Source organism: Bradyrhizobium sp. (assembly GCF_050014615.1).
GTDB lineage: Bacteria > Pseudomonadota > Alphaproteobacteria > Rhizobiales > Xanthobacteraceae > Bradyrhizobium.
Genome location: NZ_JBEKCZ010000267.1, coordinates 1 through 6,327, shown reverse-complemented (window position 1 = coordinate 6,327; position 6,327 = coordinate 1). Strand labels below are relative to the sequence as shown.

Annotated in this window: 7 protein-coding genes; 4 read left to right on the top strand and 3 right to left on the bottom strand. The window is 60.8% G+C overall.

The genetic code is table 11. The features are described 5' to 3' along the window. Positions 1 to 1,339: putative bifunctional diguanylate cyclase/phosphodiesterase (locus ABR948_RS27435; protein ID WP_428124099.1), on the top strand; the 1,339-nt coding region annotated here is incomplete at its 5' end. Positions 1,340 to 1,417: 78 nt separating this feature from the next. On the opposite strand, the gene ABR948_RS27430 is transcribed toward ABR948_RS27435, so the two are convergent. Continuing rightward, on the bottom strand, positions 1,418 to 1,600 hold the full coding sequence (locus ABR948_RS27430) for a hypothetical protein (RefSeq protein ID WP_428124096.1): 183 nt from the start codon (positions 1,598 to 1,600) through the stop codon (positions 1,418 to 1,420). Between the two features lie 109 nt (positions 1,601 to 1,709). Between ABR948_RS27430 and ABR948_RS27425 the strand changes: the two genes are divergently transcribed. Then, positions 1,710 to 1,937 (top strand): hypothetical protein, encoded by a 228-nt coding sequence (locus ABR948_RS27425; protein ID WP_428124094.1) that lies wholly within the window; start codon positions 1,710 to 1,712, stop codon positions 1,935 to 1,937. Positions 1,938 to 1,997: 60 nt separating this feature from the next. Here ABR948_RS27425 and ABR948_RS27420 read toward each other — a convergent pair whose 3' ends face one another. Together ABR948_RS27420 and ABR948_RS27415 are read right to left on the bottom strand one after the other, a co-directional pair. Next, positions 1,998 to 3,494, bottom strand: a complete 1,497-nt coding sequence (locus tag ABR948_RS27420; protein ID WP_428124091.1) for a flavin-containing monooxygenase — start codon at positions 3,492 to 3,494, stop codon at positions 1,998 to 2,000. A gap of 164 nt (positions 3,495 to 3,658) precedes the next feature. Continuing rightward, positions 3,659 to 4,108 (bottom strand): cupin domain-containing protein, encoded by a 450-nt coding sequence (locus tag ABR948_RS27415; RefSeq protein WP_428124089.1) that lies wholly within the window; start codon positions 4,106 to 4,108, stop codon positions 3,659 to 3,661. 259 nt (positions 4,109 to 4,367) lie between these two features. On the opposite strand from ABR948_RS27415, the gene ABR948_RS27410 reads away from it, so the two are divergent. Further along, positions 4,368 to 5,390: an AraC family transcriptional regulator gene (locus tag ABR948_RS27410; RefSeq protein ID WP_428124085.1), complete on the top strand. Its 1,023-nt coding sequence runs from the start codon at positions 4,368 to 4,370 to the stop codon at positions 5,388 to 5,390. A 151-nt stretch (positions 5,391 to 5,541) separates the two neighbouring features. Next, complete coding sequence (locus tag ABR948_RS27405) at positions 5,542 to 6,303, top strand: SDR family NAD(P)-dependent oxidoreductase (protein WP_428124082.1); 762 nt, start codon at positions 5,542 to 5,544, stop codon at positions 6,301 to 6,303. Positions 6,304 to 6,327 lie beyond the last annotated feature (24 nt).

Genomic DNA, 6,327 nt, shown 5'->3' with positions numbered 1-6,327 from the left:
CCGCAATTCGCGGCAACTCGCACTGGCGAACCGGCGTGTTCTCGAGCTGGCACAGACCGACATTCTGACCGGGCTTCCGAACCGGGCGTTCTTTCTGGAACAATTGGATGAGGCCGGCTCGCACGAGCAGTGGAACAGGAACGCATTTTCAATCCTGATGCTCGATCTTGATCGCTTCAAGAACGTCAATGATTCGCTGGGTCACGCCGCCGGTGATGGTTTACTCCGGCAGGTGGCAGTTCGCCTGAAATCCGCGCTCCGCAATACCGATGTGCTGGCGCGGCTGGGGGGCGACGAATTCGCGATTATCCAGGCGGGCTGCCCCGATCAGCGGGCCGGGTCGATCGATTTGGCGACCCGAATTTCGAAACTCATCGCCGAGCCGTTCCAGCTGCCGGGCCATCAGGTCGAGATCGGCACAAGCATCGGGATCGCGTTTGCGCCGGAGCACGGTGATCAGGAGCAGTTGCTGAAAAAAGCCGACCTCGCGCTGTATCGATCGAAATCGGCGGGCCGCAACTGCTTTACGCTCTATGATGAAGCGATGTCCGCGGAACTTGAAGCGCGCAACACGCTTGAGGGCGACCTGCGATATGCCATCGCCTGCTGTCAGTTCGAGGTGCATTATCAGCCATTCTTTGACGTCCAGACCGGCCGCCGCCGCGGTCTCGAAGCGCTTGTGCGCTGGCGTCATCCGACCAGAGGGCTGATACCGCCTGACCAGTTCATTCCGCTGGCGGAGGAGACCGGCCTCATCATCCCGCTTGGCGAATGGATCATCAGGCAGGCGTGCGACGACGCGACATCGTGGCCGGCGGATACCAGGGTCGCGGTGAACCTGTCGCCGGTCCAGTTCAAGCAGGCTGAATTATTCGACATCATCGAGTCGGCGTTACAGAAATCAGGCTTGCCGCCGGAGCGGCTTGAAATCGAACTCACTGAATCCGTCCTGCTGGAACGAGCGGTCGAAAATCATGCCTTTATGGAAAAGCTGAGGAGCATCGGGGTTTCGCTTGCCCTTGACGATTTCGGCACCGGATATTCATCCCTGAGCTGCCTGACCACGTTTCCGTTCGACAAGATCAAGATCGATAAATCGTTCATCGGCAATCTGTCGAAGCGTCACACCAGTTCGGCGATCATATCGTCAATCGTGACGCTGGCGCGGGGGCTGGACATGTCGGTCACGGCCGAGGGCGTGGAAACCCCTGAGCAGCTCGAGAGGCTGCGAACGCTCGGGGTGAATTTCGCGCAAGGCTACCTGCTCGGTCGCCCGGTCCCGATCGGCGAACTCGCAGGTCAGCCTCAGGCCCATCGTTCGGGTCTGGATGCGGCCTAGCGCCGGGCGAACGGATCAGCGTCGGATCGCGAACAGAGATACCAAAAGAAAATGGCCCCGGTCAGGGGGCCATTCGTCTCACATGCCTTCTTTCATCATCTTTTTCATGTAGTGATGATGATGGTGATGATGATAATGATGATGCATCATGGGCTTAGCCGTGTATTCCTTCGCCATCGGCTTGTCTTCGGCGCTTGCGATTGACGGCACGGCGATAGCGATCGCGGCCAGAGCCGCCAAAACGTAAGAAATTTTCGTCATTTATCCCTCCTGGAGATCAAGTAACGTCCATCTAACACCAAACAGCCAAAATTGTTCCACGCGTGGAACCAAATTGGTCTTGCGGCTTTATCAGGGCGGTGGTGAGCCGATGAAGCCGCGATTTTGCACGTCTCCTGTTGGTGTGACCGACGCCGTTGAAACCGCCTGGCGCACCTATGCGATGCTTTACGACAGGCCGGACGGGCCGACCAAGCTCGCGCTTGAAGCCTATGTCCGCGGACTGATTATCAAGGGCGAACGCAATCAGGATCAGCTGACGGTGAAGGCGCTCCTCTATTTGAAGAAGCGCGAGGGCAAGGTCAGCCCCGGTCGATGACGGCGCCGAGCCGTCAAGATGTTGGATCCAAAGCATTCGAGACACCGCGATTACGCCGGCTCATGCGGCCTCGGCCTTGTAGTCCGGAGTCGAGGCCAGGAAACGCGCATAGGCGTCGGCATCGGGCGGGGTAAATTTCTCCGCCAGCGCGCCGCGCCGGCGTATTTTCGCACCCATATCGGCCAGCAATTCGTCGAAATGTTTGAAGTGGTAGGGCGCGACGCATAGTCCGCCGTAAACGCCCGCGGCTGGCCGCTCGACGCGCTTGAAATGCAGCATCATGTCCATGTTCTTATAGATCTCGGCTGTGGTCGGTTGATTGACCAACTGACCGTCGCAATAGCGCACCAGCCAGTTGGCGGCCATCTCCGCGCACAGCACGGTGCAGAAGCTCGAATTGAACCCGACAAAACCCATATCGGGAAGATCGGGATTGGCAATCACGCGGTACAGCCGGTATTGCCCGTCAGGCTCCACGAGTTTGTTGCGGTAGGCTTCCGGCAGAAAGGGAACGCCGAGCTTGAAGCCGATCGCGAGGATGGCGATATCGGCGTCAACCTTTTCGCCGCCGGTCATGACAATGGTCTTGCCGTCATAATGGTCGAACGTGCCGCGAATGGCCTTGATCCGGCCATCGGCCACCATCGGAAAGAAATCCGGCGTGGCGATCGGCACCGAGCAGTTGATGCCGTCCTCGATCCGCTGTTCGGGGACCATGTCGCATTTCTTCAGCTTCAACTGCATCTTGAGCATGCTTTCCAGTCCGCGCCAGTTCGCCCAGATGAACGGTTTGGCGATGGCGTGGGAAATACGGGACATCGCGCTGAGGCCCCAGCCGCGAAACATTTCCTCCTGCGCGCGGATGTAGAGAATGCGCTTGAAGTTGAGCAGCCCGCCGATGAAGTAGGGGATACGCCAGACCGGTTCGCGATAGACGATCGTCACGCTGCTGGCGCCGGCATTGACGGAGTTGACCGCGATATCGGTCGCGGATTTCGAGCCGCCGAGCACCACGACCTTCCTGCCTTTGACCGTGGCGGGATCGGTGTGCTCAGCCGAATGCAGGATCTTTCCGCCCGCCGCCTTGAAGGCATCTTCACCGGGGTGGCTGATGGTCTGACGTTCATTGAACTGGCCGGTGCAGACCGCAACGAAGTCAAATTCTTCCTTGCTGGCGCTGCCATCCGGATTGCTGATGTCGAGGGTCCAGCCCGGCAGGCCCGAACTGCGGCGGGTCATGCCGGTCACGGCGGTGTTGAGCCGCAGCAACTGCGTCAGGCCGTGCTCCCTGGCATAGTCGCTCAGATAGGCATGAACCTGCGGTCCCTTGGGCCATTCCGGATAGGAATCCGGCATCGGCTTGTCGGTATAGCGATAGAGATCCTTGGGGCTTTGGGTCTGAACGTTGGGATAGGATCGCGCCGGCTCCCAGACCCCGCCGAGATCGCCGCTGCGCTCGACGATGGTCACTCTGTGTCCGCGCGCGCCGAAGGTTTTGGCTGCGACCAGCCCGGAGACGCCTGCACCGATCACACATACATTCTTCTGCTTGACCATGGACCAACCTCCTGGTTCGAATTTGCGAAGCGGATCGCCGCGGGCTAGCGCAGGCAAATGGAGTTCCGGCGTGCCCGCGGACTTGCGCGGGCACCATCGAAGGCCAACGGTAGATTGTCGTTATTGAAGCTTGCAGGAATCCAGCTTGCAGGAATCCGACGACGTCACTCGTTGGCCTCGGGCGGCAGGAAGTTGACTTCGTGCTCAGCGGAGATGCGGACGATTTCGGCGACATCGGTCAGATTGTGCAGCTGATTGAACAGCGCTTCGAGTTTCTGCGTCGGCGACACCCAGAACAGCGCCCGTGCGGGCTTGTCGGATTTGTTGAAGTAGCCGTGCGGAATACCGCGGGGTAGCCGAACCAGGTCGCCGATCTTGGCCTGCACCCAGACGCCGTCCAGTTTCAGGTCCAGCATGCCGTCCTGGATCAGGATGAATTCGTCCTGGGTCGGATGGATATGGACCGGGACAAACTGGCCGGGATCGCTGTTGGTCTCGAACGCAAAGGTGGAGTCGGTCACTGCCTTCGGGAAATAAACCTGCCCAAGGATATTCCAGGTCTTGCCGGAATAGCCTGTGCCGTTCTGCGTGATGCCTTTTTCGAGCGCTGCCATGGCGGTGATCCCTCTCGCGTTGCCTCAGACGACACGCAGCCTGCTACGTCCGGCGGCGTCCGTCTAGCCGCTGGACGAATCTCGCTGTCCGTCTGGCGAAACCGGAAAGTCGGGGCGGGCAGCCAAGGTCGTTGTTGGGCTCGGGCCGGCCCATTGCCTACCCCGTGAGCGCAAATGGCCGCAATTAGGTCATCGCAACGGCTTTCCAAACCGCGAAGTCGGGATATTATAGGGTTCAAATAATTCAGGCGATCGGGCCATGGACGCAGCCGCTTCCGGTATCGACCGTGCCTCCGCCGGCGCAAGGCTGGCGGCCTATTCGCGTGTTCGGACCGCCGATGTCGACGAGGCGGCAGAGTCGATCGGACGCATATTCTGTCCGCATGCCCTCGACCCCTTGCGGCATTCATGGCCCGATTTTCATGCGCTGCACAACTGCGCCGCGTTCGATGGCTTTTCGGTCAATTACGTCGCTTACGGCGGATCGGTATCGATCGATCCGGGCTGCCTCGATCGCTTCTTTCTGTTGCAGGTACCGATCCGCGGCCGGGCGCATGTCAGGACCGGAAGCCGCGAAATAGACACCGCGCCCGGTGTGATGGCGTCGTTGCTGTCGCCGACATTGCCGACGCGAATGATCTGGCAGGACGATTGCGCGCAACTCATTCTGCTGGTGGATCGGCATCGGGTCGAAAGCCGCGCCGCTGCGCTCGCGGAAAGGCCGACCGGCCCGGTAGAGTTCGAACCGCATATCGATCTCAGTACGCCCTTCGGCCGTGCCCTTCGGTTCCAGATTGAATATCTGGTCGATCTCGCCGAGCACGGCGGGCCAGCTTCGGATTTGTCGCCGGCCGCTGCCGCAACCCTGCGCGAGTCCATCGTCGGGCTGCTTCTCACCGGTCAGCGCCATAATCTCAGCGATGCGATCAACCGGTCGGCGCCGCAGCGCAATACGCTGCCCGCCGTGTTCAGGCGGGCGCGGGAAAGTCTGGAGGCGCATGCCGCCGAACCGCTTGATCTGGAACAACTGGCGCGACAGTCCGGTATCGGTGTCAGATCGTTGCAGCTGGGCTTCAAGCGTCATTTCGGCGTCTCCATTTCCGGCATTCTTCAGGACATCCGCCTGCAACAATTGAATGCACGGCTTTCGAAGGCGGGCCCGGGTGAACGGGTCATCGATATCGCTTTCGATCTCGGATTTACCCACCTCAGCCGCATGGCCAGTGTCTACCGCGCCAAATTCGGCGAAAGCCCCTCGGCGACGCTGAGAAAGAGCCGCTAATTTTTCTCAAAGCGACCTCGGACGCCGGCTTTCTTGCAAAAGCTTGAAGTCTAAAATATACGCAAGTACCTACATCCAAGTACCTGCATCGATGCCTTCTGCATCGATGAAACATCTCTGCGTCGATCAATTCATTCGGGGAGAGCTGCGCATGCCCGGACTGCCGCCTTCGCTGCATGCGCTCGTCACCGGCGGTGGACGGGGCATCGGCCGCGAGATCGCATCGGTGCTGGCGCATGCCGGAGCGACCGTCACGGTGCTCGGCCGCGACCGCGCCACGCTGGATGACGCCGTGGCCAGGGGCGCCGCGCACTTCGCGGCCGTGGCCGACGTCGCGGATCAGGCCGGCGTCAGTGCCGCGATTGCGCAAGCCGCGGCGCGGCAGCCGATCGATATTCTGGTGGCCAATGCGGGGATCGCGGAATCCGCGCCGTTCGCAAAATCCGATGCCGCGCTGTTCCGGCGCATGATGGACGTCAACTTCATGGGCGTGGTTCACAGCATTCAGGCCGTATTGCCGTCGATGCGGGAGCGTCGTTACGGCCGTATCGTCGCGGTCGCCTCGACCGCGGGGCTGAAGGGTTATGCCTATGTCAGCGCTTACAGTGCGGCAAAGCATGCGGTGGTCGGTCTGGTGCGTTCGCTGGCGCTGGAGCTGGCAACGACGCGCGTGACGGTCAATGCGGTGTGCCCGGGTTTTACCGATACCGATCTCGTGGCCGGCAGTATCGATACCATCATGAAAAAGACCGGCCGCAGCCATGAGCAGGCGGTGGCCGAACTCGCCAGGCACAATCCGCAGGGGCGTCTGGTGTCGCCGGCGGAAGTCGCCGATACCGTGTTGTGGCTGTGCGGCGAGGGCGCCGGCGCGATCACGGGGCAGGCGATTGCGGTGGCCGGCGGAGAGGTTTGAGGCGCGTATGGTGCGCACAATTGA